At 71.1% G+C, this 23,401-nt stretch carries 29 protein-coding genes; 18 read left to right on the top strand and 11 right to left on the bottom strand.

Annotated elements, in window-relative coordinates; all coding sequences use genetic code 11:
- The first annotated feature begins 27 nt into the window (after positions 1-27).
- The 5 genes from JQS43_RS07635 (at position 28) to JQS43_RS07655 (ending at position 4,451) form a co-directional block, all read left to right on the top strand.
- Positions 28-1,164 carry an NAD(P)/FAD-dependent oxidoreductase gene (locus JQS43_RS07635; RefSeq protein WP_239678357.1) on the top strand — a complete coding sequence of 379 codons (1,137 nt, stop codon included), beginning with the start codon at positions 28-30 and terminating at the stop codon, positions 1,162-1,164.
- Positions 1,165-1,269: 105 nt separating this feature from the next.
- Positions 1,270-1,692, top strand: a complete 423-nt coding sequence (locus JQS43_RS07640) for a TOBE domain-containing protein (RefSeq protein ID WP_239678358.1) — start codon at positions 1,270-1,272, stop codon at positions 1,690-1,692.
- A gap of 53 nt (positions 1,693-1,745) precedes the next feature.
- Positions 1,746-2,489 (top strand): molybdate ABC transporter substrate-binding protein, encoded by a 744-nt coding sequence (gene modA / locus JQS43_RS07645; RefSeq protein WP_239679353.1) that lies wholly within the window; start codon positions 1,746-1,748, stop codon positions 2,487-2,489.
- Positions 2,490-2,508: 19 nt separating this feature from the next.
- A complete protein-coding gene (locus JQS43_RS07650) occupies positions 2,509-3,363 on the top strand; it encodes an ABC transporter permease (protein ID WP_239678359.1) in 855 nt (284 codons plus the stop codon).
- Positions 3,360-4,451 (top strand): ABC transporter ATP-binding protein, encoded by a 1,092-nt coding sequence (locus JQS43_RS07655; RefSeq protein ID WP_239678360.1) that lies wholly within the window; start codon positions 3,360-3,362, stop codon positions 4,449-4,451. Before JQS43_RS07650 ends, JQS43_RS07655 begins: the two co-directional genes overlap by 4 nt.
- On the opposite strand, the gene JQS43_RS07660 is transcribed toward JQS43_RS07655, so the two are convergent.
- Entirely contained in the window at positions 4,433-5,014 is a 582-nt protein-coding gene (locus JQS43_RS07660; protein ID WP_239678361.1) for an NUDIX hydrolase, read from the bottom strand. The two genes, JQS43_RS07655 and JQS43_RS07660, sit on opposite strands and share 19 nt — an antisense overlap.
- Positions 5,015-5,389: 375 nt before the next feature.
- Here JQS43_RS07660 and JQS43_RS07665 point away from each other — a divergent pair, with 375 nt between their 5' ends.
- The 3 genes from JQS43_RS07665 to JQS43_RS07675 all read left to right on the top strand — a co-directional run bounded on the left by JQS43_RS07665 (position 5,390) and on the right by JQS43_RS07675 (position 7,403).
- Positions 5,390-5,842: a hypothetical protein gene (locus tag JQS43_RS07665; protein ID WP_239678362.1), complete on the top strand. Its 453-nt coding sequence runs from the start codon at positions 5,390-5,392 to the stop codon at positions 5,840-5,842.
- A gap of 124 nt (positions 5,843-5,966) precedes the next feature.
- A complete protein-coding gene (gene mscL / locus JQS43_RS07670) occupies positions 5,967-6,398 on the top strand; it encodes a large conductance mechanosensitive channel protein MscL (RefSeq protein WP_239678363.1) in 432 nt (143 codons plus the stop codon).
- A gap of 33 nt (positions 6,399-6,431) precedes the next feature.
- Complete coding sequence (locus tag JQS43_RS07675) at positions 6,432-7,403, top strand: hypothetical protein (RefSeq protein ID WP_239678364.1); 972 nt, start codon at positions 6,432-6,434, stop codon at positions 7,401-7,403.
- Between the two features lie 42 nt (positions 7,404-7,445).
- On the opposite strand, the gene JQS43_RS07680 is transcribed toward JQS43_RS07675, so the two are convergent.
- The 3 genes from JQS43_RS07680 to JQS43_RS07690 all read right to left on the bottom strand — a co-directional run bounded on the left by JQS43_RS07680 (position 7,446) and on the right by JQS43_RS07690 (position 9,870).
- The gene (locus JQS43_RS07680) at positions 7,446-8,063 is read right to left on the bottom strand and encodes a CueP family metal-binding protein (RefSeq protein WP_239678365.1); all 618 of its coding nucleotides are present in this window, start codon (positions 8,061-8,063) and stop codon (positions 7,446-7,448) included.
- Between the two features lie 42 nt (positions 8,064-8,105).
- On the bottom strand, positions 8,106-8,609 hold the full coding sequence (locus JQS43_RS07685; RefSeq protein ID WP_239678366.1) for an NUDIX hydrolase: 504 nt from the start codon (positions 8,607-8,609) through the stop codon (positions 8,106-8,108).
- 64 nt (positions 8,610-8,673) lie between these two features.
- Positions 8,674-9,870, bottom strand: a complete 1,197-nt coding sequence (locus JQS43_RS07690; RefSeq protein WP_239678367.1) for an HRDC domain-containing protein — start codon at positions 9,868-9,870, stop codon at positions 8,674-8,676.
- Positions 9,871-9,976: 106 nt separating this feature from the next.
- On the opposite strand from JQS43_RS07690, the gene JQS43_RS07695 reads away from it, so the two are divergent.
- Both JQS43_RS07695 and JQS43_RS07700 read left to right on the top strand, forming a co-directional pair.
- Positions 9,977-10,975, top strand: a complete 999-nt coding sequence (locus JQS43_RS07695) for a S1C family serine protease (RefSeq protein ID WP_239678368.1) — start codon at positions 9,977-9,979, stop codon at positions 10,973-10,975.
- A gap of 389 nt (positions 10,976-11,364) precedes the next feature.
- Positions 11,365-12,003 carry a hypothetical protein gene (locus tag JQS43_RS07700; RefSeq protein ID WP_239678369.1) on the top strand — a complete coding sequence of 213 codons (639 nt, stop codon included), beginning with the start codon at positions 11,365-11,367 and terminating at the stop codon, positions 12,001-12,003.
- 7 nt (positions 12,004-12,010) lie between these two features.
- Here the strand turns inward: JQS43_RS07700 and JQS43_RS07705 are convergent, their stop codons facing one another.
- The gene (locus JQS43_RS07705; protein ID WP_239678370.1) at positions 12,011-12,589 is read right to left on the bottom strand and encodes a DUF3000 domain-containing protein; all 579 of its coding nucleotides are present in this window, start codon (positions 12,587-12,589) and stop codon (positions 12,011-12,013) included.
- A 128-nt stretch (positions 12,590-12,717) separates the two neighbouring features.
- Here JQS43_RS07705 and JQS43_RS07710 point away from each other — a divergent pair, with 128 nt between their 5' ends.
- Genes JQS43_RS07710 through hemQ form a run of 4 tightly spaced genes read left to right on the top strand, consistent with a single transcriptional unit; the run spans position 12,718 to position 16,514 of the window.
- On the top strand, positions 12,718-13,395 hold the full coding sequence (locus JQS43_RS07710; RefSeq protein ID WP_239678371.1) for a hypothetical protein: 678 nt from the start codon (positions 12,718-12,720) through the stop codon (positions 13,393-13,395).
- Complete coding sequence (gene hemE, locus JQS43_RS07715; RefSeq protein WP_239678372.1) at positions 13,367-14,407, top strand: uroporphyrinogen decarboxylase; 1,041 nt, start codon at positions 13,367-13,369, stop codon at positions 14,405-14,407. The genes JQS43_RS07710 and hemE overlap by 29 nt, the downstream gene beginning before the upstream one ends.
- On the top strand, positions 14,404-15,795 hold the full coding sequence (hemG, locus tag JQS43_RS07720; protein ID WP_239678373.1) for a protoporphyrinogen oxidase: 1,392 nt from the start codon (positions 14,404-14,406) through the stop codon (positions 15,793-15,795). The genes hemE and hemG overlap by 4 nt, the downstream gene beginning before the upstream one ends.
- Positions 15,792-16,514 (top strand): hydrogen peroxide-dependent heme synthase, encoded by a 723-nt coding sequence (gene hemQ / locus JQS43_RS07725; protein WP_239678374.1) that lies wholly within the window; start codon positions 15,792-15,794, stop codon positions 16,512-16,514. Before hemG ends, hemQ begins: the two co-directional genes overlap by 4 nt.
- A 25-nt stretch (positions 16,515-16,539) precedes the next feature.
- Here hemQ and JQS43_RS07730 read toward each other — a convergent pair whose 3' ends face one another.
- The 6 genes from JQS43_RS07730 to JQS43_RS07755 form a co-directional block, all read right to left on the bottom strand.
- The gene (locus JQS43_RS07730; RefSeq protein ID WP_239678375.1) at positions 16,540-16,998 is read right to left on the bottom strand and encodes a GNAT family N-acetyltransferase; all 459 of its coding nucleotides are present in this window, start codon (positions 16,996-16,998) and stop codon (positions 16,540-16,542) included.
- A gap of 20 nt (positions 16,999-17,018) precedes the next feature.
- A complete protein-coding gene (locus tag JQS43_RS07735; RefSeq protein WP_239678376.1) occupies positions 17,019-17,276 on the bottom strand; it encodes a Prokaryotic metallothionein in 258 nt (85 codons plus the stop codon).
- 164 nt (positions 17,277-17,440) lie between these two features.
- Positions 17,441-17,824 (bottom strand): peptide-methionine (R)-S-oxide reductase MsrB, encoded by a 384-nt coding sequence (msrB, locus tag JQS43_RS07740; protein WP_239678377.1) that lies wholly within the window; start codon positions 17,822-17,824, stop codon positions 17,441-17,443.
- 126 nt (positions 17,825-17,950) lie between these two features.
- Positions 17,951-18,352, bottom strand: coding sequence for a type II toxin-antitoxin system VapC family toxin (locus tag JQS43_RS07745; protein WP_239678378.1), 402 nt, complete (start codon positions 18,350-18,352; stop codon positions 17,951-17,953).
- The gene (locus tag JQS43_RS07750) at positions 18,349-18,645 is read right to left on the bottom strand and encodes a type II toxin-antitoxin system Phd/YefM family antitoxin (RefSeq protein WP_239678379.1); all 297 of its coding nucleotides are present in this window, start codon (positions 18,643-18,645) and stop codon (positions 18,349-18,351) included. Before JQS43_RS07750 ends, JQS43_RS07745 begins: the two co-directional genes overlap by 4 nt.
- A gap of 133 nt (positions 18,646-18,778) precedes the next feature.
- Positions 18,779-19,945: an ROK family transcriptional regulator gene (locus tag JQS43_RS07755; protein WP_239678380.1), complete on the bottom strand. Its 1,167-nt coding sequence runs from the start codon at positions 19,943-19,945 to the stop codon at positions 18,779-18,781.
- Positions 19,946-19,995: 50 nt separating this feature from the next.
- On the opposite strand from JQS43_RS07755, the gene JQS43_RS07760 reads away from it, so the two are divergent.
- The 4 genes from JQS43_RS07760 (at position 19,996) to ligD (ending at position 23,344) form a co-directional block, all read left to right on the top strand.
- On the top strand, positions 19,996-20,154 hold the full coding sequence (locus JQS43_RS07760) for a hypothetical protein (RefSeq protein ID WP_239678381.1): 159 nt from the start codon (positions 19,996-19,998) through the stop codon (positions 20,152-20,154).
- Positions 20,155-20,315: 161 nt separating this feature from the next.
- Positions 20,316-21,431, top strand: a complete 1,116-nt coding sequence (locus tag JQS43_RS07765) for an MFS transporter (protein ID WP_239678382.1) — start codon at positions 20,316-20,318, stop codon at positions 21,429-21,431.
- A gap of 15 nt (positions 21,432-21,446) precedes the next feature.
- On the top strand, positions 21,447-22,187 hold the full coding sequence (locus tag JQS43_RS07770) for an SDR family oxidoreductase (RefSeq protein ID WP_239678383.1): 741 nt from the start codon (positions 21,447-21,449) through the stop codon (positions 22,185-22,187).
- Between the two features lie 104 nt (positions 22,188-22,291).
- The gene (ligD, locus tag JQS43_RS07775; RefSeq protein ID WP_239678384.1) at positions 22,292-23,344 is read left to right on the top strand and encodes a non-homologous end-joining DNA ligase; all 1,053 of its coding nucleotides are present in this window, start codon (positions 22,292-22,294) and stop codon (positions 23,342-23,344) included.
- The last annotated feature ends 57 nt before the right edge of the window (positions 23,345-23,401 follow it).

Consider the following 23,401-nt stretch of genomic DNA (forward strand, 5'->3'; position numbering starts at 1 on the left):
CTTGACGACGAGGAGAGGGGAACGAAAATGACGACGACACCACGCATCGCGGTGCTGGGCGCCGGCTATACCGGCCTGGCCGCCGCCAAGCTACTCGCCAATCGCACCGACGGGGTGGTCACGCTGGTCAACAACCGTGACTACTTCGTCCCGCGGATGCGCAACCACCAGGTCGCCAGCGGCCGGCCGTCGCGGCGGCTGCCCCTGCGAGGGCTGCTCAAGGGCACCGGAATTCGGCTGTTCGTCGACCAGGTAACCGGCATCGACGCCGCGGCGCGGGAGGTCGTGCTGGCCGGCGCCGCTGACCCGGTCGGCTACGACCTGTTGGTGTACGCGATGGGTAGCCAGGCCGACCTGGCGACCGTTCCTGGAGCGGCCGAGCACGCGTACGGCGTCGCCGCCGTCGAGCAGGCGGAGCGGCTGCATGAGCGGATGCGCACCGCGGGCACGGTCGCGGTGGCCGGCGCCGGGTTGACCGGCATCGAGGTGGCGACCGAGCTGGCCGAGACCTACCCCGACCGGACCGTGCGCCTGGTCACCAGCGGGGCACTGGGGGCGCAGCTGTCCGAGCCGGGCAGGGAGTATCTGCACCGGGCGGCTGATCGGTTCGGCATCCAGGTGCTCGAGCACGCCACGGTCGGCAAGGTCGGCCCGGACGGCGTGCTGCTGGCGGACGGGGCTCACGTTGCCGCCGACGCGGTGGCGTGGACTACCGGGTTCACGGTGCCGGCGCTGGCGCGGGCGGCCGGGTTGGCGGTGGACGAGCGTGGGCGGCTGGTAGTTGACTCGACCATGCGGTCGGAGTCGCACCCGGAGATCTACGGGATCGGGGACGTGGCGGCCATCCGGAACCGCGACGGGCGGCTGCTGCGGATGGGCTGCGGGCCCGGCGGGCTGGCCGCGGTGTGCGCGGTCCACGCGATCACCGACCGCGAGGCCGGGCGTACGCCGAAGCCGTTGCGGGTCAAGGACGACGCGCTCTGCATCAGCCTGGGTCAGCGGGATGGCATCCTGCAGCCCACCGAACTCGACGGTACGCCGAAGGGGAAGGTGCGCACCGGCCGGCCGGTGGCGGCGTTCAAGCGGTTCATCCTCCGTACCACCGGAGTGGTGTTCCCTCGCTACCCCGGTCTGGTGGCGGCCGGAGCCGCCGGGCGCGCGTAGCATCTTCTGCTTCGCAGATGCGAGGGTGATCGTGTCGCACAGCGGCGAAACAGTGTTGCTGCGGCGCTTTCGCCTCGCATCTGCGGGGAGCTAGACTCGGCTGCCATGACGGTGTTCCGGATCGGGGAGGCGGCGCAGCTGCTCGGGGTCAGCGCGGACACGGTGCGGCGATGGGTCGACTCGGGCCGGCTCGTCGCAACCCGCGACGAGCATGGCCATCGGGTGATCGCCGGGGTGGACCTCGCCGACTTCGTCCGTGCCCAGGCCGGCGAGCCGGACTCGGTCGCGGCATCCTCCGCGCGTAACCGGCTGCGGGGCATCGTGACGGCGGTGACCAAGGACACCGTCATGGCCCAGGTGGAGATCCAGGCCGGCCCGTTCCGGCTGGTCTCGCTGCTGAGTCGGGAGGCGGTCGATGCGCTGGACCTACAGGTCGGCTCGGTCGCCGTCGCGGTGATCAAATCGACCACAGTGGTGGTGGAGCGGTCCAGCCCTGCGGAGTTGTCCAGTGGGAGGAGCACCACGTGAGCCCACATCGGATACCCGGCCTGGTGGCGGGGTTGACCGCTGCGGCGGTGGCGATGGCCGGCTGCGGCGGGTCGCCGGACGCGGACGCTGAGCCGGCCGCCGCGGCCGGCGGTGACGGGCCGCTAACCGGGGAGGTGGTGGTGTTCGCGGCGGCGTCGCTGACCGAGTCGTTCGCCCGGATCGGCGACGAGTTCGAGGCGGCGCACCCCGCGGTGTCGGTGACGTTCAACTTCGCCGGCAGTGCGATCCTCGCCCAGCAGATCAACCAAGGCGCCCCCGCAGATGTCTTCGCCGCGGCCAACCCGGCCACCATGCAGACGGTGACCGATGCCGGCAGCGGCGACGGCGAGCCGGTCAGGTTCGCCCGCAACCAACTCGTCATCGCCGTGGCCGACGGCAACCCGGTCGGGATCGGCAGCCTGACCGACCTCGCCGATCCGGAGGTGAAGGTGGCGCTCTGCGGCGAGCAGGTGCCGTGCGGCGCCGCCGCGCGTACCGCGCTGGACACCGCGGGGGTGGAGGTCACTCCGGTCACCCTGGAACGAGACGTCCGCGGCACCCTGTCCAAGCTGACGCTGGGGGAGGTGGACGCGGCACTGGTGTACCGCACCGACGCCGCATCGGCGGCCGGGGTGGCGGCGGTCGATTTTCCCGAATCGGAGCGTGCAGTCAATGACTATCCGATCGTGGTCCTGGCCGGGGCCGGCAACCCGCCCGCTGCGGCGGCGTTCGTCGACTTCGTACTCTCCGAGTCGGGTCAGGCGGCGCTGGCGCAGGCCGGCTTCCAGACCCCCTAGCACGCAGGTGTCGTAGGCGATGTCCACCCGCAACCAACCGGCCGCCGGTGCTGCCGCCGCGCCGTCCGTGGGCTGGCGCCGCCAGCGCCGGAGCCGTCACCGGGTGCCGCTGCTGCTGCTCCTGCCGGCGCTGCTGGGCCTCGGGTTTTTGGTGCTGCCGCTGGCCGGTTTGGTGATCCGGGCGCCGTGGTCGACCCTGCCGGAGCGGCTGACCGCCCCCGGGGTGCTGGACGCGCTGCGGTTATCGCTGGTCACCGCCACCGTCGCCACCGGACTCTGCATTGTGCTGGGCGTGCCGCTGGCGTGGCTACTCGCCCGCACCGACCTGCCGGGCCGGCGGCTGGCGCGGGCCCTGATCACCGTGCCACTAGTGCTGCCACCGGTGGTCGGCGGCGTGGCGCTGTTGCTGGTCTTCGGCCGCCGCGGCATCGTCGGCAGCTGGCTGGACGCCACCTTCGGGATCACGCTGCCGTTCACCACCACCGCGGTCATCCTCGCCCAGGCGTTCGTCGCGATGCCGTTTCTGGTGATCGCCGTCGAAGGTGCCCTCCGCGGCGCCGACGTGCGCTACGAAGAGGCCGCCGCCACCCTGGGCGCGGGCCGGTGGCGCACCTTCACCCGGGTCACCATCCCGCTGGTCGCACCAGGGATCGCCGCCGGCGCGGTGCTGTGCTGGGCCCGCGCGCTGGGGGAGTTCGGCGCCACCATCACCTTCGCCGGCAACTTCCCCGGCCGGACCCAGACCATGCCGCTCGCGGTCTACCAGGCTTTAGAGACCGATCTGGAGGCGGCGATCGTGCTCAGCCTGATCCTGCTCGCGGTGTCGGTCACCATCCTGGTCGGCCTGCGCGGGCGGTGGTTGGGAGCCACATGACCGAGGCATCTGCGCTGCTCTATGCGAACCTGGTGGTCGACCGGGGCAGCTTTCGGCTCGACGCCGCGCTGTCAGTCGCCGCCGGCGAGGTCGTGGCCCTACTCGGGCCGAACGGTGCCGGCAAGACCACCGCGGTCCGTGCCCTCGCCGGGCTGCTGCCGCTGACCGGTGGCCGGATCCAGCTCGGAGACCGGACCCTCGACGACCCGCAGCGGCGGATACTGGTGCCACCGGAACGGCGGAAGATCGGCGTGGTTTTCCAGGATTACCTGCTCTTTCCGCACCTGACCGCCCGGGACAATGTGGCCTTCGGCCCGCGCAGCGTGGGCGCCGCCCGCCGCCCGGCCCGCGCCGCCGCGGACGCCTGGCTGGCCCGGGTCGGGCTGGCCGAGCATGCCCACCGCAAACCACGTCACCTCTCCGGCGGGCAGGCTCAGCGGGTCGCGCTGGCCCGCGCCCTCGCCGTAGAACCGGTGCTGCTGCTGCTCGACGAACCCCTCGCCGCGCTCGACGCCCGCACCCGGCTCGACACCCGCGCCGCGCTGCAGCGCCACCTGCGGGCACACTCCGGCGCCACGCTGCTGGTCACCCACGACCCGCTGGACGCGCTGGTGCTCGCCGACCGGCTGGTCATCGTCGAAGCCGGCCGGGTGGTCCAGGAGGGTGACCCGGCCACCATCACCGCCCAGCCCCGCACCGACTACGTGGCGAGCCTGGTCGGGCTGAACCTCTACCGCGGCCGCGGCGAGGGCCACACCGTCACGGTCACGGCCGGCGATGGGTCGGCCGACCGGTTCCAGCTCAGCGTCGCCGAACCGGTCGACGGTGAGGTGTTCGTCGCCTTCCCCCCGGCGGCCGTGGCGCTGCACCCAACCGAACCCGACGGCTCCCCGCGCAACACCTGGCCGGCGGTCATCACCGGCATCCAACGCCACGGCGACAACCTTCGCGTCGAACTCGATGGGCCGATCACGGCCGCGGCCGACATCACCCCGGCCGCCGCCGCCCATTTGGAGTTGATCCCGGGCAGCCGGGTGTGGGCGGCGCTCAAGGCCACCGAAACCCACGCCTACCCTGCCGGCGGCTGACCTGCGCAACCGCCCCCACCATGATCAGCACACCGGACCAGCAGGCGGGCAAGGTCCGGGCCTGTGGCCGCAAGGTCGGCGGGGCGCCGCCAGGCAACTGCGGTGATCTCCTCGGACTGCAACAGACCTACGTCGCCAAAGGTGTGGAACCGGAACCGAAAGTCGATGTGCTGGTGCCCCGGCTCGCCCTTCGCCTGGCTGCTGGGTATGAAGTGGATATCGATGTCGACCGGGACATCCGAGATAAGGCAAACGCTGTTCGGGTCGATGCCGGTCTCTTCGACGAGTTCGCGTAGGGCAGCGGCGGAGAGACTACCGTCAGCCGCTTCGAGGTGGCCCCCAGGCAGGAGCCAGCGGGACAGCGCGAGGTGGTGGACCTGCAGGATGCGCCCGATCGGGTCGGTGAGGACGGCACCGGCGGTGGCATGGCCGCGGAACTCGACGCGCGAGGTGAGGTCAGCCCCGGAGTCAAGCAACTGACGGAGCGGTTCCAGCCGGGCCTCGTCCGCCGGGTGCCGGTCGAGATAGGCGTCGAGGGTCGAGCGGACGTGGGCTTCGGTCACGGCCAAGGTGGCTCGTCCGGCACCAGATCGATGTGATCCACGTGCAGCATCGTAACCAACGCGCTGGCGCTGCCTTGCCGAATTATGGCCTCCCAGCAGGTTCGATCCGATGGGCGGTGTCGTAGGCGTAGGCGGCCGACGCCGCCGCCCGGCTCGACGTCCCGCATTACCCGATCGGCCTGCACGAGTACCGGGTACGACTTCTAGCCACCAACGGGCTATTGCCATTCCAACCGCCGATGTTAGTCTCCATCGCCTCCGCCGTGCGCCATCGGGTTGTGGGGATGGGTTTGGCGGCACTGGCCGCTAAACCCATCCCCACAACCCTGGGGCCGGGATGCAACTCTCGTAGGAGGAGCGAGAAAGGAGTGGTCGATGATCCCGGCCCTACGTCCTGCCCGGGCCCTACGATGTGTCGTTCTGCTCGCGTCGGCCGCTGCGCTCGTCGCGTGCTCCGCTGACGAGATCACCGTGGTCGACGACGATCCGCGGCTCATCGTCCACGCCTTTGATTCGCACGACTTCCTGCGACCCGACCACTCGATCGGCGGCAGCCTTCGGTACAACGCCGACACGGGATGCATGTTCTTAATGGACCGAGGGGCGAAGCTCCTGATCTGGCCGGAGGGGACGACTCCGGTCCTGACAGACGGCGAGCGCGGGGTAGAGGTGCCGGACTATGGCATCGCCATGCAGCGCGACGACATCAGGCTGAGCTACTACTCGGTCCCCGAGGATTATTACGTCGACTTCGATGGATGGGAAGCAGCCGAGAGCTGTGTGCCGGGGAGCGGAGACGTGGTCTTCGTCAGCCAACTCCTCGACTAGTCAGGTGGCTGAACCAGCGAGACTCGCCGAATCAATGGCGCTCCGTCACCGCGTCACGACCCGCCCAGCTTAGTCAGCGTACCGCGGCCGGTGGGAACCCGCGACGGGCGCTACTGTGAGCGCCATGATCAAGGGCTTTCGCGATTTCATCGTGCGCGGCAACGTCGTCGACCTAGCGGTCGGGTTCGTGATGGGGGTGGCGTTCACCGCGGTCGTCACCCAGTTCACCGAATCGTTCCTGGAACCGCTGATCCGAGTGCTGTCCGGCGGGGAGGGCATCGGCGCCGGCGCGGTCGAGATCCGGGGGGTACCGTTCGACTGGGCGGCCTTCGTCAACGCGCTGATCGCCTTCATACTGACCGCCGCCACCCTCTACTTCCTGGTAGTGCTGCCGATGAACAAGCTCGCCGAGCGCCGGAAGCGCGGCGTCGAAGAGCCGGCGAGCCCGCCCAGCGACGAGGCAGCACTGCTGACCGAGATCCGCGACCTGCTCGCCGCCCAGGCCGCCCAGCCCGGCCGGGCGCCGGTCACTCCACCCGACCCACGCCGCCGCTGACCCGCCGCCCGGGCGTACTGGCAGCATGTCGGTGTGGATGTTCGCGGGATCTCTCACCACATCGACCACCTCTCGGAGGAGCGGGCCGCCGCGGACATGTGTGTGATCCGCGAGGAGCTGCACTGCACGGCGGTGATGCCCATCGGCTCCGATCTGGCGCGCCTGCGCGCGGCGTCGCAGGCCGCGCTGACGGCGGGCTTGGCGGTGTGGATACGGCCGCAGCGTGCGAACCGGCCGGTGCGGGAGCAGATGGCGCACCTGGCCGGGGTCGCCGCGATGGCCGAGGAGTTGCGCGTCGCCCACCCGGGCCGGGTGACCCTGCTCGTGGGTACCGAGTTTTCGCTGACCGCCCCGGGGTTGCTGCCGGGGCGCGGCGAGTTCGTTCGCATCCAGATCATCCGGCGGCCCCGGCTGCGTCGCCTCTTCGAGCGGCGCATGAACCGGCGGCTGGCGGCCCTGCTGGCGAGGGCGTGTGAGGTCGCCCGGGAGCACTTTTCCGGGCCGCTCACCTACGGTGCGGGTCCTTGGGAGGACATCGACTGGTCGAGGTTCGACGTGGCAGGGATCAACCTGTACCGGCAGGGTAGAGACACCGAGGGGTACGCGCGCCGGCTCCGGGAGCTGACGGCCCGGCTCGACCGGCCGCTGGTGATCACCGAGTTCGGCTGCGGTGCGTACCAGGGTGCGGAGGTAAGGGGGGCGGGGTCGTTCTTTGCGGTGAACTGGTTCGCCGACCCGCCTCGGCTGCGGAAGGGGATCGTGCGGGACGAGTCGGTGCAGGCCCGCTACCTTGTGGAGCTGCTACACCTGTACCAGGAGGTCGGCGTGCATGGGGCGTTCGTGTTCACGTTCACCATGCCGGACTTCCCGCACCACGAGGACCCGGCGTTCGACCTGGACGCGGCGGGTTTCGGGGTGGTGCGGCCTACCGCCGACCTCGCCTCGTGGGTGCCCAAGGAGGCCTTTCACGCGGTCGCAGACCAGTACGCGGCGGGCGAGGGCTGACCGTAGCCGGGTCCGGGCAGGCGGCCGATGAGGGGGTCGTCCTCAGGCCAGCTGGAGCGTGGTCAGGCAGGTGGGGTCTTCCGGGCCGGTGGCGATCTGTTCGGTGCCGGCCCGGCCATCGTGCTCGATCTCGATGGTGGCGTCGATGCCGCTGGGCAGCCAGAAACCGACGAACCCGTTGTCGTAGACCTCGGTGACCTCGTTTACCAGCACCTCGCCGGTGTCCAGGTCGGTGATGGTCACCGCGAGCTGCTCCCCGGCCAGCTCACCCAGGCAGGTGGTCAGGCTGTGGAAGTAGCAGTCGTGGGTGTGGTCGACGTATGGCGCGACCGACAGGTAGAACTCATCGGTGGGCAGCGCCACCACCGCCGGCTGCTCGTCGGGCTCCCCGGACAGGTGCAGCTCCCCGGAGCGTACCGAGGCCATCAGGTCGGTCGGCCGCTCCGCCACCGGGAGCCGGTCGAGGCGGTCCACGATCTCCCGCCCGTCGAGCCCCGCCAGCCCGTACGCGGCCAGGAGCGAGTCGGCGGACGAGTCCGCTGGGGCGGTGACCCCCGGGGCGGCCCGGCCCGCGGCATCATCTTCCGAGTCAGCGGCGCCGCAGCCGGCGAGCGCCAGGATCGCGATGGCCGCGATCGTCAGAGTTCTCTGCACCGTCATGCCGGAGATTCTGCTGCCTCGGAAACGGCGTCGCGTAGGGCACTAGGGCCCATCGAGGTCCTCTCCTACGACCTGCAGGTCGGCGTCGAGGTGGAAGGTGGCCTCGTACGGCTCGCCGGAGCCGAGCACCACCGGACCGAAGAACCGCAGGTCCGGGCCGGGCATCGGGATCTGCTGCCAGCCATCGGTCGGCCACCACCGCAGCTGACCCTCCCGGCCGTCGCTGACCACCTCGCCCTCGAAGTCGTCGACCAGGTAGGCGAAGAGGAGATACTGGTGGTCAACCAACGGAGAGAACTCGGTGATCACGCCCCGGAGCACCGCCCGGTTGGCCCATAGGCCGGTCTCCTCGCGCAGCTCCCGTACCGCCGCCTCGGCCGGGGACTCGCCCGGCTCCACTTTCCCTCCTGGCCCGGTCCAGTAGCCGGGGTACGGGCGCTTGACTCGTTCGATGAGGAGCACCTCCCCGTCGCGTACGCAGTAGATCAGGGTGACGAGTTTCGGCGGCGGCAGCGGTGTGGGTGGGTTCGCGGAGGTCTCGATCACGCCCCGGACCGTACCCGGGGCGATCGGGGCCGGCGAGCCAATTGCCGACCGGCCCGGCGGGGCGTTACGGCTGGCGCAGTGCTTCGGCGAGGTCGGCGGCGAGTAGCTCCGCCTGCCATGAGCGGGCGCCGTAGCCGGCCAACGCCGCGCTGACCGCCGCCAGGCTGAGCTCTTCCGGCGGTCGCCAGGCCAGCCGCCGGATGTGATCGGGGCTGATCAGATTTTCCGGGGGGAGGGCGTTCGCCGCCGCGACCTCGGTGACCACCTGCCGGCACCGGCCGAGCCGGGCCGCGGCCGCCGGGTCGCGCTCCGCCCACCGGTGGGGTGGCGGCGGGCCCTCCTGCGGCGGTGGGGTCGGCAGTTGGTCGGCGGGCAGCTCCCGGGCTTCGGTGAGCGCCGCCAACCAGGTGCGGGCGAGTCGCCGCACCGACCGGCCGCCGAAGCCGGGGATCGCCAGCAGCGCCCGCTCGTCCGGCGGGTCGATGTCGGCCGCGGCGACGATGGCGCTGTCGGGTAGCACCCGGCCCGGGGCGGCGTCGCGTCGGGCGGCGATTGCGTCCCGGGCGTACCAGAGCGCACGGACTCGGGCGAGCGCCCGCTGGCCGCGGACCCGGTGGATGCCGGAGGTACGCCGCCAGGGGTCCGGCCGGGGCCGCGGCGGTGCGGCGCCGGAGGCGGCGAGTGCAGCGAACTCCTGTTCGGCCCAGCCCGCCTTGCCCTGGCGGTCGAGTTCGGCGGCGAGCAGATCCCGCAGCGGTACGAGCAGCTCGACGTCGAGCGCGGCGTAGGCGAGCCAGGTCTCCGGCAGTGGTCGGGTGGACCAGTCGGCGGCGGAGTGGTGCTTGTCGAGTGTGTAACCGAGGAGCTGCTCGGTCAGCGCCGCCAGACCAACTCGCTCAAATCCGGCGAGTCGGGCGGCGAGTTCGGTGTCGAAGAGCCGCTGCGGTCGCAGCTCCAACTCCGCGAGGCAGGGCAGATCTTGGCTCGCCGCGTGTAGAACCCACTCGGCGTCGCCGATCCGTTCACTGAGTTCGCGCAGGTCAGCAAAGGGGAGCGGGTCGATCAGGACGGTCCCGGCACCCGCTCGACGCAACTGCACCAGATACGCGCGTTGACTGTAGCGGTAACCTGAAGCTCGCTCAGCGTCAACCGCCACCGGTCCGACCCCGCCGGCGAGTGCATCGATCGCCGTATCGAGGTCGGCCGGTGTCGTCACCGGTTCGGGCGTCCCATCACGTGGCGCGGTCAACGGTACGGGCACCTGGAAACTGTACGGTGTTCCGCCGGAGCCGGCGGCACAGGTGGTGGGTTGCGCCAGTGTGGTTACCTTGGACCAGAGTGTCCCCGGCACAGAAGGGCGTACGACGATGAACCAGTGGAGCCAGCCGGCCGGCCGGGCCAGCGCGCCCACGGGTCAACCGCCCGCGCAGTATCCCCCCGCGCCCGGCGCGTACCCGACAGCTCCCGCCCCGCCGCCGTATCAGCGCGCGCCGATCTCGCAGGTGGCGCCCGGTTCTGCGGCGCCCGCGTCGCCGGCGGCCGCGCCCGCGTCGCCGCCGCCCTCGCCGGCCGGGCAGCGTCGTGGCTGGCCGGGTCTGGTGGCGCTGATTCTGGTGGGGGTGCTCACGCTGGCGGTGGGCTTCCAGACTTGGCAGGTGCACAGCGTCTCGGAGGATCTCAACCGGGCTACCGACCGGCTCGACGAGCTCTCCCAGGGCCAGGCCTATGGTGGCGAGCGGATGGACGCGCTGGAGGACCGGGCCGGCGAGCTGGAGCGGATCGCCGGTGAGGTCTTCGACTCGGAGGCGGTGGCCGCCGCGGTGTTGCCGAGCGTGTTCATGGTGGTCGCGGGACAGTTCAGCGGGACCGCCTTCGCGATGGGCCCGAGCGAAGACGGTGGCGCCACCAACCTTTTCACGAACTACCACGTGATCGAGGAGACCTGGGAGCGTGGCGACAACCGGGTCACGCTCCAGCGCACCAATCAGAGCTACCCGGCCGAGATCGTCGATGTGGAGCCCGGTAACGACGTCGCCTGGCTGCGCACTGACAGTTCGTTCCCCGGATTGTCACCGGCTAGCGAGGATGTTCGAGCCGGTCAGCCGATTATCGCGGTAGGCGCGCCGCAGGGTCTGACCGATACAGTCACCAGCGGTGTGGTCAGCACACCGGCCCAACGCCTGTCGGATGGTTCTGGTCCCTGGATTCAGTTCGACGCGGCCATCAACCCGGGCAACTCCGGTGGGCCGGTGATCAACTCAACCCAGGAGGTGGTCGGTATCGCGACCGCCAAGGGGCGGGAGACTGAGGGGATCGGTTTCGCGGTTCCGATCGAGGTCGCGTGCGACCTGTTCGACATTTGCTGATCGCCGGGCACGGCGGCAAGTGAAGATGTTTGTCATGAATGGAGAGACTGGTGTCCCACCCCGACCACGCGGCTGATCCTCCTGCTCGCGGTACAGCCCGCCCGCCGTCGCCACCTCCTTCGGCGGACAGTCCGCCCCCGCAGTCCTCACCTCCAGCGCAGCCGGCCGGCGGCTGGCAGCCAGGGCAGCCGCCGGGGCAGCCGCCCGCCCAACAGCCGGGTTATCCGCCGCCGGGCCAGCAGCCCCCGCCGCCCGGTCAGCCCCCGCCGCCGGGCCAGCAGCCGCCCGGGCAGCAGCCCCCGTCGGAGTGGGCACCGCCCGCTTCGCCGGCTGCGGCCCCGGCGTCACCGCCCGCGGGCCCGCCGACCCAGCCCGCCTACCCGATGGCGATGGAGCCGCCGGACTATCCGGCCGCGGGCACGCCCTCCGGCCCGCCCGGTGCCGTACCCGGGGGTCCGCCCGGGCCGTTCGTACCGGCCACCGTGCCTGGCCAGCCGGTCGGTGGCCACGACCAGGCCCCGCCGCCGGCGTTCGTCGGCGGCGGGCCGGTGCCTCCGGGCACTGACCCGTGGCAGCAGAACCAGCCTGGTGCGAAGCCCGCCGGGGGCAGAGGCGGCATGGTCGGCATGATCATCGTGTCGTCGGTGGCCGTGGTCCTGCTCGGCGTGGCCGGTGTGATGGGCTACCTGTGGTGGGACACCAGCAACGAGCTGGACGACACCCGCAGCGAGCTCACCGCCGAGGTCGAGCAGCTCAACGGGACGGTCGACGAGCGCGACGACGAGATTGACCGGATCAGCGACGAGTTGCAGGGCATCCAGGACCAGCTCACCGACGCGGAGACCCAGCTAGAGGGCACCGAAAACATGGTCGAGCTGCTCGAAGAGCAGCAGGAGACGGTTCGGGACTGCATCCTGCTCTCCGCCGAGATCAACTTGATTATCGATGAGGGTGACACGCCCTCGAGCTCGTTGCTCCAGGCCCACGAGGAAGTCTGCGACGAGGCGCTGGACATCCTCGGCCTCTGAGCCGGTGTCAACCGCCGGTCAGCGGGGTGAGTCGCCCAGTCAGGGCGCTCACCCCCGGCGGGGGCAGCCCCGCGGCGGAGGCCAGCAACGCGCACCACGCCGAGAAATGCCGATCCAGCCCGCCGCCGACCGGAGTCCACGAGGCCCGGATCTCCAGATCGGCGGCGGGTGGCGGGCCGGTCAGGTCACCGAATCGGGTAGAGATCGTCTGCGTCACGGTGCCGGCCAGCGCGGTGTAGTTCGGTGCCCGACCGGCCAGCGCGTCGGTGAGCCAACTCCACCCCACCTCGGGCAGCAGCTGGTCCGCGGCCAGGTCTGGTTCCAGCTCCGCGGTGACGTAGGTGACCAGCCGGAACTCGCCCTGCCAGGCCACCTGACCGGCCGGGTCGTAGAGCAGGATCAACCGTCCGGACGCTACCTCCGCCGCCGCCGGTGGGCGCACCGCCGCCCCCAACGCGTACGTGTAGGGGGCCAGCTTCTGCGGCGCCGGCAGTTCGGTGATGGTGATCTCCGACCGGGCGGGGACCGACCCGAGCGCCGCCACCGCAGCCGAGAAGGTGTCGGGGACCACGGCCGAGGGTGCCATGCCCCGAGCCTAGGCGGTGACCGCGTACCCGGCGGTCACCGACGCGGTCCTCGGCGCGGCGGCTGCGGTACCGTCGCGGTGGCTAGTTCGAAGGCCCTACCCCGCGCCGCCGAACGGAGGGTGCCAAGGTGACCGTACCGTCCGCCTTTCTGCTTGGCTGGGCAGTGTTCCTCGCCGCCTCGGTGCTGCTGTTTGTGCTTATGGGCGTCATCGCCTGGGCGCAGCACCGTCGGGAGGTGCCGAGCCGAGCCCGGCGCCTGGCCGAGGCGGCGGAGTGGGCGGAGCACGCCGCGGCGGTGACCGACCGGGTCCAGCAGGCAGCCGACCGCACCAGCAGCGCCCAGGCCGAGTTGGCGGTCGCCGAAGCCGAACGGGCCGCGGCCTGGCAGGAGCTGGAGCAGGCCGAGGCGGCGCACGCCGCGGCCGTCGAACGGTACCGGGAGGTCAGCGGCCGCGTCGAGGGGCCGAAGCTCGCCGGTCCGGACTCGGTGGTCGCGCATGCTGCGCTCGCCGCCTACCGGCGCGGCGACCTGTCGCAGGAGCAGCTGTGGCGAGTCTGGAGCTGGGGCGCCGGCGGGGGGTCGGAGCTGGCCGAACCCGAGCGTGACGTGCAGGCGTTGCGGACTGCGCTGCGGATAGCGCACCTGCGGTACCAGGCGGCCGCGCATCGGGAACGGACCGCTCTCGCGGAGCTGGGGGTCGCCGACGTGGAGTCGCGGGTGCTCGCCGAGGAGGTGGCGACTGCGGCCGATCATGCCGGGTGGCACGATAGCCGTGATGAGCAACGAAGCTTCCAAAACCAATGAGCCGCCCCTGATCGCGGCCTACCGGGGCCGCCCGACGCCCCACACCCCGGTGTGGTTCATGCGGCAGGCCGGCCGTTCCCTGCCCGAGTACCGGCGGATCCGGGAAGGCGTCCCGATGCTGGAGTCGTGCCGGCGGCCAGAGCTGGTCTGCGAGATCACGTTGCAGCCGGTACGGCGGCACGGGGTGGACGCCGCGATCCTGTTCAGCGACATCGTGGTGCCGCTGGCCGCCGCCGGGGTGGGGGTGGAGATCGTGGCCGGCACCGGCCCGGTCGTCGCCGAGCCGATCCGCACCGAAGCCGACCTCGCCCGGTTGCGGGGGCAGGCCGACCTTAGCTTCATCTCCGAATCGGTGCGGCTGGTCACCGCTGAGCTCGGCGACGTTCCGCTGGTCGGATTCGCCGGGGCTCCGTTTACCCTCGCCAGCTACCTCATCGAGGGCGGGCCGTCGCGTACCCACGCGGCGACCAAGGCGCTGATGTACGGCCAGCCGGAGACCTGGCATGCGCTCTGCGCCTGGCTGGCCGAGCTCACCCGCGAGTTCCTGCAGACCCAGGTCAGCGCCGGCGCGGCGGCGGTGCAGCTCTTCGACTCCTGGGCGGGGACGCTCTCGGCTGCCGACTATCGGCGCTACGTCGCACCCCACTCCGCGTACGTATTGGCAGGGTTGGCCGACGCCGGCGTGCCTCGGATCCACTTCGGGGTCGATACCGCGGAGTTGCTGCCGGCGATGGCCGAAGCGGGCGCGGACGTGGTGGGGGTGGACTGGCGCACCCCACTGGACGTGGCGGCGCGGCGGATCGGGGGAGCGTTGCCGGTGCAGGGCAATCTGGATCCGTGCGTGCTCTTCGCGCCGTGGCCGGTGATCGAGACGGAGGTGCGCCGGGTGTTGACCGAGGGGGCGGCTGCGCCGGGGCACGTGTTCAACCTCGGCCACGGGGTGCTGCCCGAGACTGACCCGTCGGTGCTCACCCGGGTGGTGGAGCTGGTGCATGAGGTCTCCACGCAGTGACCAGCGTGGCGGTGGTGGGCGGCGGCATCACCGGGTTGGCGGCGGCGCTGCGGCTGCGGGACCGGCTCGGCCCGGCGGCCGAGATCACCATCTTTGAGCAGGGCAGCGAGCTGGGGGGGAAGCTGCGCACCGGTCGGCTCGCCGGGGTCCCGGCCGAGTACGGTGCCGACGCCTTCCTGATGCGGGACCCTGGGGGGGTCGGCGATTCGGCGGCGGTGGCACTGATCCGCCGGGTCGGGCTCGGCGATCAGTTGGTGCACCCGTCGCGGCTGCCGCCGGCGATTCTGCTCGATGGTGAGCTAGAGCCGATGCCCGGCGGCACCCTGCTGGGGGTGCCGGGGGACCTCACCCGGCTGCCGGCGGCGATACCGGTGCAGCCGGAGCGGGACTTCGACCGTGGCCACCCGGTGCTCGGCGGCGGGGACACCACCGTTGGTGAGCTGGTGCGGCAGCGGCTCGGTGATCAGGTCGTGGCCCGGTTGGTCGATCCGATGCTCGGCGGGGTCTACGCCGGCCGGGCGGATGAGTTGTCGCTGCAGGCCACGATGCCGGGGTTGGCAGCGGCCGCGACCGACGCGCACACGCTCACCGGCGCGGTCCGCGCGGCGCTGGCTGCTTCTCCGCGACCGACCGGTTCGCCGGTCTTCGGCAGCCTGCGCGGCGGTATCGGGGAGCTGCCGCCAGCGGTCGCCGCGGCGAGCGGGGCGACGATCCGGCTCGGGTTGCCGGTGCGGGAACTGGTGCCGGCGGCGGACCGGTGGCGGCTGACGGTCGGCCCCACCCCCGACCCGCAGCGGGTGACGGTGGACGGGGTGGTGCTGGCGGTGCCGGCGCGGCCCGCCGCCCGACTGCTGGAGACGGTGGACCCGGCGGTGGCCGGGGCGGTCGGCCAGCTCGACTACGCCAGCGTGGCGCTGGTGACGGTGGCGCTGCCACCGGCGACCCCGCTGCCCAGGCTCTCCGGCTTCCTGATCCCGGCCGATGAAGGGTTGACGACGAAGGCGGTTACCTTCGTCACACAGAAGTGGCCGGAGCGCCACGGCGACGACGATCCGGTGCTGGTCCGCGCCTCGATCGGCCGGTACGGCGAGCCCGGGCCGCTGCAGTCGACCGACGACGAGCTGGTGCGGTTGGTCAGCCGCGAACTCTCCGATGTGCTCGGTGGGGTGCCGGATCCGCTCGCCAGCCACGTGCAGCGGTGGGGCGGAGCGCTCCCGCAGTACCCGGTCGGCCACCCGGCCCGGATGGCCCGGGTGCGTTCGACACTGCCGGCCGGGCTCGCGGTCGCTGGCGCGGGGTACGACGGGGTCGGCATCCCCGCCTGCGTCCGGTCCGGCGAGACCGCCGCCGAGCAGGTCTCGACGGTGCTGGAAGAATCGACGCTATGAGCAGTGAGCCCAGCGGCGACCAGGCGGGCACCAACGCCGCCCGGTTGCGCGAGTTGAACGAGACCATCCGCTACACCATGTGGTCGGTCTTCGCGGCCACGGCGCCGCTGCCGGCCGACCGGGAACCGCTGGTGCACGAGGTGACCGAGCTGTGGCGGCAGCTGGCCGACAAAGACGTGGTGGTGCGCGGCAGTTACGACGTCGCCGGGCTGCGGGCCGACGCGGACATCATGGTGTGGTGGCACGCCGAGTCCGCCGACGCGCTGCAGGACGCCTACGCCCGGCTGCGGCGCACCGGCTTGGGGCAGGTGCTGCGGCCGGTCTGGTCACAGCTGGCGCTGCACCGGCCGGCCGAGTTCAACAAGAGCCACGTCCCCGCCTTCCTCGCCGGTGAGCCACCCCGGGCGTACCTGTGCGTCTATCCGTTTGTCCGCTCGTACGAGTGGTATCTACTCCCCGACGAGGAACGGCGCGCGATGCTCGCCGAACATGGCCAGATGGCGCGCGGGTTCCCCGACGTGCGGGCGAACACCGTGCCCTCGTTCGCGCTCGGCGACTACGAGTGGATGTTGGCGTTCGAGGCTGATGAGCTGCACCGGATCGTGGATCTGATGCGTCACCTGCGCGGGTCGACAGCGCGCCGGCACGTCCGGGAAGAGGTCCCCTTCTTTACCGGTCGTCGGCGCTCGGTGGCAGAGCTGGTCGCCGGGCTGCCCTGAGCCGGGCACTGCTGATGCGGCGCTGTCACCGCTCGCGCCGCATTGGCACGTGTGGGATGCCGTCGTCTAGATACTCTGGACCGGTGGGACGGAAGCCGTACTGCTGGTAGAAGTCGACCAGCTGGGACTGCGCATCCAGCACGCAGGTGCGCTGGTAGACCAACGCGAGGGCGGCGGGCATGAGTCGCCGGGCGAGGCCGGCGCCGCGCGCCCGCAGCGCAACCGCCACCCGGCCGATCCGGACCGTCTGGTCCGGCTCGGCGAGCAGCCGCAGGTAGGCCAGTGCCGACCCGGCCCGCTCTGGGTCGGGCAGCCACAGGTGCCGGGTGGTGGGTTCGATGTCCCGACCATCCAGCTCTGGATAGGGGCACTGTTGCTCGACCACGAACACGTCAACTCGTAGCCGGAGCAGTTCGTACAACGTGGTGGCATCGAGGTCGGTGAAGTTCGCGACCCGGACGCCATCGATCGAGGTGGCTGGCACCCCGCTAGATTAGCCCTCGCTCACGCGGGGTGAGCACCGACCGTGTCGCGAAGCTGACTGCCCTGGTCCTCGACCATCCGGGCGCAGTGTGCGCAGCAGAAGAATCGGCCGGAGACCTCGACGCCGTGGCCGACGATCTTGCACCCGCAGTGCTCGCAGACGGGCGCGAGCTTGTGGATTGCACATTCGAAAGAATCGAAGGTGTGGGTGTTGCCGCCCGAGGTGCGGACCTCGAACGCCATCCAGTACTCGTTACCGCACACTTCACAGGTCGCCATGGCGGTTCACCCCCGTAGATATCGCCGTGTTCAGCCTGGCGATTTCCCGGCCCGGGCGCAACCGAAACCCCAGAAACAACTCGAAGCTACTCTTTGCGCAATGAATACCGTTTCCGATTAAGGGCTATTGTGATCTAGAACACTGGTCGGGCTGATCGCTCGGATCAGCTCGGATCTAGCCGCATCGCCACGCTGTTGATGCAGTAGCGGGCGTCGGTGGGGGTGAACCCCTCGCCGTCGAAGCGATGACCCAGGTGTGAGTCGCAGGCGGCGCAGCGTACCTCAACCCGGACCATGCCCAGCGAACGGTCCTCAAGGTAGCGGATCGCGCCGGGGATCGCCTGGTCGAATGAGGGCCAGCCGCAGTGTGAGTCGAACTTGGTGTCGCTGGTAAACAGGGCGGCATTACAGGCCCGGCAGTAATAGGTGCCGGGGGTTTTGGTATCGACATACTCGCCGGTCCACGGGGTTTCGGTGCCGCCCTGCCGAAGCACTCGAAACTCCTCGGGGTTCAGCAACTCCCGCCATTGCGTATCGGTTCGTTCCACCCGTCCAGCCTACGCGCGCTCCCACCCCCCGCCACCCCGAGTTGATCATGGACCTAGGTGCCTTGTCGGGGCGATTTGACGTCCCAAACCCCATGATCAACCCGTCTGGTGAGGGTTGGCGGCCCGTCAGTCTTGGGGGGCGAACACCGTCATGCCGGCGTCCTGCGCCGCCCGTGCTAACCGGTCGCCGTAGGTGACCACGCCGGTCAGGTCGGGGTCGAGCGCCCGGGCGGTCGCGAGGTGGATCGCATCCAGTGAACGCAACCCTCGGTCGGGTTCGCTCATGGCGGCATCGACGATCTCGTCATCGATGGCCACGTAGTCGAACGCCGACAGGAGGTCCCTTGCGTCGGGTAGCACGGCCGGCATGACTCTGGTGACGGCGCGGATCACCTCGATCTGGAGCAGCGCCGAGCTGACCCATGACGCGTTAGCATGGTCATCATAGAAGGTCGCGAATGCGCGGGAATGGCTCTCTTCGGCTAGGAGCTTGAGCGCCGCGGAGGTGTCGAGGTAGTAGACGCTCACCAGCGTTCCTCGGCGCGGAGATCGGCAAGGGCGTCGCCGAGTCGATCCGCGCCGCTCGCGGGCCGCATCCGGGGCCGGTAACCAGGGCGGGTCGCCAACCGCACCCGACCAGCGGAGATCATGCGGTCCAGCACCGGCGCGGGCTCCCGCTGCTCGACCGGCACGATCCGAGCAACCAGCCGCCCGTACTCGGTCACGTCGATGGTCTCCCCGTGTCGCACCCGAGCCAGCACCTCACTCGTGTGGTGGCGTAGCTCCCGCAGGCCAACCGAGTGGTCGCTAGTCGTCGGCATGGGAAAAATGTATCACAGTATTGTGGCCACAACGTGCTCTGCGGGCGCTGCTGGTCGCTTCCGGCCGTCCCCGCTCCCTCCCGGCCGATCATGAGCGTGTTGACCGACACGCGCGGCGTGTCGGTCAACACGCTCATGATCGGCCGGGAGACCACTCCGTCACGCCGCGTTCGGTGAGGATCGCATCGAAGGCGACGTCGGCGGCGCCCATCATCGAGCCGCTGTCGCGAAGCTCACTGGGTCGCAGCGGGGCCGGTGCCGAGCGGCGGAACCGCATCAGCCCGGCGGTGTAACTATCGGTGAGCGCCGCGCCGGAGTGCTGGTACAGCGCGGTGGCCAGCCCGCCGAGCGCCACCACGGCCGGGTCCAGCGCGTTGACCAGCCCGGCCGTCCCTCGGCCGAACGCCTCCGCGCAGCGGTGCACCGCTGCGCGGGCCGGCGCGCCATCGTCGGCCAGGGTGGCCTCGGCGTAGCTGCGCGGGTCAGCTGGCGCCGGGTGGCCGCGGTGACGGGCCATAGCGCGTCCATCCACTTCGATGTCCCAGCAGCCGCGAGCCCCGCAGGGACAGGTCAGGGCGTGGTCGCCGAAGGGCAGGTGTCCGAACTCGCCGCCGGCCGCGGTAGCTCCGGCGACAGCTTGCCCATTTTGTACGAGGATACCGCCTACTCCTACCTCGACGGTCAGATACAGCACGGTGCGGTCGGGGTAGTGCCGCCGGGCCTCCGCGACCCCGGCGAGGGTGGCGTCGTTGCCGAGGAACTGGGGCACTCCCGGCACCAGTCGGCCCAGGTCGACCTCCTCCCAGCCCAGCGTGCTCGCCTGCACGATCCGGTCGTTGCACACGGTGGCGGCGACCGAGACCGAGACGGCGCGCAGCCGGTGGCCGTAGGACTCGGCAATCGATGCCAGGACGTCGCGCAGCCCGGCCGCCACCGCGGCGGGGCGCTGGTCGCGGTGCCGGCCGGCGGCCGGGCTGTGGAGGCGGCTCTCCAGGTCGACCACGCTCACCCGCCAGTCCTCGTGGCGGATCTCCACGGCGGCCACCACCGGCCCGTCGGCGTGCGCGTGCAGCGTGGTGGTGGGCCGGCCCCGGCCCGTGGGTGGCGCCTGACGCTCATCGAGTAGTTGCAGTCCGCGGAGGCGGGCGGCGATCTCGGTAGCCGAACTGCTGCTGATCTCCAGCGTCCGGGCGGCCTGGGCACGAGTAATGCCCGGCTGCCGGCGTACCAGGCGTAGCAGGTCAAGGGCGCCCAGCCAACGAGCCGTCGCGGCTCGTCCGGTCCTAGTTCGGGCTTGCATGATCCTCTTCTCGCACTTATCCTCGCCACGCGAGCTTAATACAATCCGGGATGGGCGACATGGAGCTTCTCCGCAAGATCAAGGCCATTCTGCTCGACCTGGACGGCACCCTGGGGGACCCCGACGCGGCGGTGGCAAGGGCCTATCAGCGCTGGAGCGTCGAGTGGATGGTGGACCCGCAGCACGACCGCTGGCGCGGCACGTGCTGACGTCGTGGTGGCAGACCATCGCACGGCCGCGCCGGGGCCACCCCAGCGGCGGGCCGCCACCAGAGCCCCCGCCACCAGAGCCCCCGCCACCAGAGCCCCCGCCACCAGAGCCCCCGCCACCAGAGCCGCCGCGGCCAGTGGCCGCCCCGAACCGAGGCAACGTGGATGCGGCCGTCTGCACCGGGCAGGTCGCGCTCGGATTCCTGGTCGCCACCTTCGGCGCGTACCTGGCGGTGCTGGCAGACGAACTCGAGCGTCCCCGTGGCGAACTGGTGTGGGTGACCTCCACCTTCGGTGGTGGTCTGGTGCTGGCCGCGGTGCTCGGTCCCACCGTCCTGCGGGTCGGTGCCGGGCGGCTGCTGCGGCTGGGGGCGTTCGCGACGGCGGTGGGCGCGATCGGCATGGCCGCGACCCCAGTGCTGCCAGTGGCCGGTACGGGTTCGGTGTTGGTCGGTCTCGGCTGTGCGGCGATCGTCCTGGTCACCCCGGCGCTGCTGGCAGGGCCGGACGCAGCGCGGCGGCTGACCCGGGCGGTGGCCGCGGCGAGCGCTGGCGGGGTGTGCGCGCCGATGGTGATCGGGGCCCTGCAACAGGTCGGCGTGTCTGGTCGGTGGGGGCTGCTGGCACCCGTGCCGGTGCTGATAATCGCCGCTGCGCGGCGAGTCGTCCCCGACCGGGGTGTGCCGGCCGCACACCAACAGATGTGGGGGGCAGCGGTGACCGACGCCCCCCGGGTGGTGGCAGCTCCGGCGACCATCGGGTGGTTGCGGATCGTGCTGGCGGTGGCGGCGGAGTTCTGTTTCGTGGTCTGGGCGGTGTCCCGACTGCAGGACACTGGCGCGTCGCTCGGGGCTGCCTCGGTGTTGAGCACGGGGTTCGTCCTCGGCATGGCGGTCGGCCGGCTCGGCGGGATCCGGATCGCACAGTGGCCGGGGGCGCTGGTGCTCGCCAGCCTGGTCGCGATGACGGGCACGGTGGTTGTCTTTGTCGGCGACGATCCAATTCCGGTGACGGTGGGCATCACCATCGCCAGTCTCGGCATCGCGCTGCTGTACCCGATCACCCTGGCCCAGCTGGTGGCCGTGCCGGGGCTGCGGCCACGCCACGCGGCGTCGATCGGTTCGCTGGCATCCGGCAGCGCGGTGTTGGCCGCGCCAGCGGTGCTGGCGTGGCTGGACGGGGCGATCGGCCTGCGGTTGGCGTTCCTGCTGCCCATTCCCTTGCTGTTACTGCTGGTGGTGCTGTCCCCACGGCAGCGCCGCCAGGAGCCCGTTTGATCGAGGAGGTCGGTGATGGTTGGTGTGGCGTTGGTCTCCGGAGCTTCCCGCGGCCTGGGTGCGGTCATCTCGCGGCGACTAGCCGCGGATGGCTGGGCCGTGGCGGTGAACTATGCCAGGAGCCGGGCGGCGGCGGAGCGGGTAGTAGCGGACATCCGCGCTGCCGGCGGTGTTGCGGACGGGTTCGGCGCCGACGTGACCGACGAAGCGGCGGTGGCCGACCTGGTGGCACGGGTACGCTCTGCGCTCGGTCCGGTGGGGGCACTGGTGGCGAACGCGACCGGCCCCCAACCGGAGGTGCCGATCGACCGCCTCAGCTGGCAGGACCACCTGGACCAGCTCGAATTCTTCGTGAAGAGCCCCACGTTGTTGCTGCAGGCGGTGCTGCCGGACATGCGTCGCGCGGGGTACGGGCGGGTGATCCAGCTGGGCTCGGACATGTTCGAGCGGGCGCTGCCCGCTTGCTCGGCGTATGTGGCGGCAAAGGGCGCGCAGTGGGGACTTACCCGATCGTGGGCGCGGGAACTCGGCGGTGACGGGATCACCGTGAATCTGGTGGCGCCCGGCTGGATCCCGGTGGAGCGCCACGGCGAACTGTCCGACGCCGAGGTGGCCGGATACCGCGCCGATGTACCGCTGGGCCGGATGGGCGTCCCCGAAGACGTGGCGAGCGCCGTCTCCTACCTGGCCTCCGGCGAGGCCGGATTCATCACCGGCCAGCGCATCACCGTCAACGGCGGCCACAACATGGACTGAAACGCCCTCGCCTTCGGGTTGATCATGGAGTTGGGCGCGGAAAACCCGCTGGTTCAGGTACTTAAGTCCATGATCAGCCGGGTGGGGGGGCGTAGGTTCGGGGGGTGGCTAAGGCAACTGCTGAAGAGGTCGAGGTCGCCGGGCGGACGATCCGGCTGACCAACCCCGACCGGGTCTACTTTCCCGCGCGCGGGTTCACCAAGCGCGATGTCTTCTCCTACTACCTCTCGGTGTCGGAGGGGATCATGCGGGCGCTACGCGACCGGCCCACCACCCTGGAACGCTGGCCGCAGGGCGTGATCGAGGGGGCGAAGCTCGCCACCCGGCAGGACAACCGGGGCGACGCCTTCTACCAGAAACGGGTGCCGAAGACCGCCCCCGACTGGTTGGCTCGGGCCGAGATCGCCTTCCCGAGCGGCCGGACCGCCGACGAGCTGTGCCCGGCCGACCTGGCCCATGTCGCCTGGGCGGCCCAGCTCGGCACCATCGTGTTCCACCCATGGCCGGTTCGCAAGGGCGACGTGGAGCACCCGGACGAGCTGCGGATCGACCTGGACCCGCAGCCGGGCACCGGGTTCGCCGAGGCGGTCGAGGCCGCTGGCGAGGTGCGGGCGCTGCTGGCTGAGCTGGGCGCGGTGGGCTGGCCGAAGACCTCCGGTGGCCGGGGTGTCCACGTCTACCTGCGGATCCAGCCGCGGTGGACGTTCACCGAGGTACGCCGGGCGGTGATCGCGTTCGGCCGGGAGGTGGCCCGGCGCCGGCCGGATCTGGTGACCACCGCCTGGTGGAAGGAGCAGCGGGGCGAGCACGTCTTCCTCGACTACAACCAGATGGCCCGGGATCGGACCATCGCCTGCGCGTACTCGTTGCGGGCGAACCAGCGCGCCACCGTCTCCACCCCGGTGGCGTGGGAGGAACTGCCCGCGTGCGACCCGGACGACTTCGACCTGGCGAGCGTGCCGCCTCGGCTTGCGCAGCGGGGGGATCCGCACGCCGGGATCGACGACCACCCGTGGGACATTACGCCGTTGCTGGAGTGGGCCGAGCGGGACGAGCATGGCGGGGACGGGGACCTGCCCTATCCCCCGGACCACCCGAAGATGCCGGGGGAGCCGATGCGGGTGCAGCCGAGCCGGGCCCGCCAACCGGAGTCCTGACTCGATCCGTCGGATCCCCGACACCGATTGGCGCATGACCCTATAGTGATGTCACTA

The organism is Natronosporangium hydrolyticum (assembly GCF_016925615.1).
Classification (GTDB): Bacteria; Actinomycetota; Actinomycetes; order Mycobacteriales; family Micromonosporaceae; genus Natronosporangium; species Natronosporangium hydrolyticum.

Excerpts from the sequence above, each read along its gene's own strand:
- JQS43_RS07635 (WP_239678357.1), top strand. The coding sequence starts at position 28 with ATGACGACGACACCACGCATCGCGGTGCTGGGCGCCGGCTATACCGGC.
- JQS43_RS07640 (WP_239678358.1), top strand. The coding sequence starts at position 1,270 with ATGACGGTGTTCCGGATCGGGGAGGCGGCGCAGCTGCTCGGGGTCAGC.
- modA (WP_239679353.1), top strand. The coding sequence starts at position 1,746 with ATGGCCGGCTGCGGCGGGTCGCCGGACGCGGACGCTGAGCCGGCCGCC.
- JQS43_RS07650 (WP_239678359.1), top strand. The coding sequence starts at position 2,509 with ATGTCCACCCGCAACCAACCGGCCGCCGGTGCTGCCGCCGCGCCGTCC.
- JQS43_RS07655 (WP_239678360.1), top strand. The coding sequence starts at position 3,360 with ATGACCGAGGCATCTGCGCTGCTCTATGCGAACCTGGTGGTCGACCGG.
- JQS43_RS07665 (WP_239678362.1), top strand. The coding sequence starts at position 5,390 with ATGATCCCGGCCCTACGTCCTGCCCGGGCCCTACGATGTGTCGTTCTG.
- mscL (WP_239678363.1), top strand. The coding sequence starts at position 5,967 with ATGATCAAGGGCTTTCGCGATTTCATCGTGCGCGGCAACGTCGTCGAC.
- JQS43_RS07680 (WP_239678365.1), bottom strand. The coding sequence starts at position 8,063 with ATGACGGTGCAGAGAACTCTGACGATCGCGGCCATCGCGATCCTGGCG.
- JQS43_RS07695 (WP_239678368.1), top strand. The coding sequence starts at position 9,977 with ATGAACCAGTGGAGCCAGCCGGCCGGCCGGGCCAGCGCGCCCACGGGT.
- JQS43_RS07700 (WP_239678369.1), top strand. The coding sequence starts at position 11,365 with ATGGAGCCGCCGGACTATCCGGCCGCGGGCACGCCCTCCGGCCCGCCC.
- JQS43_RS07705 (WP_239678370.1), bottom strand. The coding sequence starts at position 12,589 with ATGGCACCCTCGGCCGTGGTCCCCGACACCTTCTCGGCTGCGGTGGCG.
- hemE (WP_239678372.1), top strand. The coding sequence starts at position 13,367 with ATGAGCAACGAAGCTTCCAAAACCAATGAGCCGCCCCTGATCGCGGCC.
- hemQ (WP_239678374.1), top strand. The coding sequence starts at position 15,792 with ATGAGCAGTGAGCCCAGCGGCGACCAGGCGGGCACCAACGCCGCCCGG.
- JQS43_RS07735 (WP_239678376.1), bottom strand. The coding sequence starts at position 17,276 with ATGGCGACCTGTGAAGTGTGCGGTAACGAGTACTGGATGGCGTTCGAG.
- JQS43_RS07750 (WP_239678379.1), bottom strand. The coding sequence starts at position 18,645 with ATGCCGACGACTAGCGACCACTCGGTTGGCCTGCGGGAGCTACGCCAC.
- JQS43_RS07755 (WP_239678380.1), bottom strand. The coding sequence starts at position 19,945 with ATGCAAGCCCGAACTAGGACCGGACGAGCCGCGACGGCTCGTTGGCTG.
- JQS43_RS07760 (WP_239678381.1), top strand. The coding sequence starts at position 19,996 with ATGGGCGACATGGAGCTTCTCCGCAAGATCAAGGCCATTCTGCTCGAC.
- JQS43_RS07770 (WP_239678383.1), top strand. The coding sequence starts at position 21,447 with ATGGTTGGTGTGGCGTTGGTCTCCGGAGCTTCCCGCGGCCTGGGTGCG.